The sequence below is a fragment of the Streptomyces sp. DvalAA-14 genome (genome assembly GCF_900091855.1).
Taxonomy (GTDB): Bacteria; Actinomycetota; Actinomycetes; order Streptomycetales; family Streptomycetaceae; genus Actinacidiphila.
Genome location: NZ_FMCH01000247.1, coordinates 1 through 1,474 on the forward strand (window position 1 = coordinate 1; position 1,474 = coordinate 1,474).

Genomic DNA, 1,474 nt, shown 5'->3' on the forward strand with positions numbered 1-1,474 from the left:
GAGGACGGGTCGGCCCGCCACCGTGGACGAGGCGGAGGTAGGTCGCCCGGGCCCTGCTCGCCCCCGGCGGCAGCGGCGGCCAGCCGGGCCATCGCCCGCGAACTGGGCCTGTCGCACGCCACGGTGGCCGCCATCCGCCGCCGCTGGGGCCTCGGCGCGGAAGGCGCCGTGCCGACTCGGCCGCCGCTGCCCGGCGCCGACGTCTGGGTGATGGGCCTGTACGCCGACGGCCGCCGGGCCGTGCTGCTGGCCGGCACCCGTCCGGTGCCCGCACCGCCCGCGGCGGCCGTGGCGACCGTCATCGGCGAGGACGTGCTGACCGGCCTGGCCGACGCGCTGGAGGCGGTCCGTACCGCCGCCGAGCCGGCCGCGCCGGACCTGCCCGCCTACCTCGCCGAGGCCGCCGCGCACCACCCGGACATCGCCCTGCACGCCATCACCTTGTGGGACACCGCGCCCGAACAGCCGCCCACCCCCGGGGTGACCGGGCACCGGCTGCCCGCCAACGCCACGTGGCGCAGCTTCCTGCGGGCGGTGATCGCGCTGGACAGCACCAGCCACCCCGAGTCCTCGCGCCGGGTGTACCTGGACCTGATCGCCGCGCTGGCCCGGCGGGCGGCCCGGTCCGCTGGCTGCGCGAAGCGTCGCCGGGCATCTGAAGGCGCCGCACCGCGCCGAGCCGCCGGCGCCCAGCAGCAGCGGGGTGAACCNGATCGACCTGGGCTCGTTCAACGAGTGCGTGGTCATCGAGTCGGTACGGCTGTCCGGCACCATCACCCGCGGCGAGATCGCCCACCGCACCGGTCTGACGCAGCAGTCGGTGTCCCGGATCGCCCGGTCGCTGCTGGACCGCGGCGTCCTGGTCGAGGAGTCGCAGCGCAGAGCCACCTCCGGCAAGCCGCGTACCCCCGGTGCGGCTGTGCGGCACCGCCGCGCACGCCCTCGGCCTGCACATCGACCCCGAGGTGCTGACCGCCGTGGTGATCGACCTGGACGGGGCGATCGTGTGCACCCGGACCCGGCCGGTGAGCGCCGGCATCGACCCGGCGGAGTTCGTGGCGCAGGTGGTCGCGCTCGGCCGGGAGGCGCTGGACAAGGCCCGCGACGCGGTGCGCCCGGACGGCTTCCTCGGCATCGGGGTGGCGGTGCCGGGGCCGGTGGACATCGCCTCCGGTACGGTGCTGGGCCCGCCGCTGCTCACCGCCTGGAACGATCTGCCCCTGCTGTACCTGCTGAAGGACCACTTCCCCTGCCCGGTGATCATCGAGAAGGACTCGCTGGCCGCGGCGGCCGGCGAGCGGTGGATCGGCCGCGACCGCAGGGCCCGGGACTTCGCCTACCTCTACCTGGGGACCGGCGTCGGTTCCGGGCTCTACCTGAACGGCGACCTCTACCGGGGAGTGAGCGCCAACGCCGGCGAGTTCGGCCAGCTCTGCGCGATCACGCTGGGCCGCACCGGCCCGGACGGCCGCCC

At 76.2% G+C, this 1,474-nt stretch carries 1 protein-coding gene; it reads left to right on the forward strand.

The window, feature by feature from the left end; translation table 11 throughout:
• Window positions 1–911: 911 nt before the first annotated feature.
• Window positions 912–1,474 (forward strand): ROK family protein (locus tag GA0115240_RS38065; protein WP_256069795.1); only part of this gene is annotated, 563 nt, incomplete at its 3' end.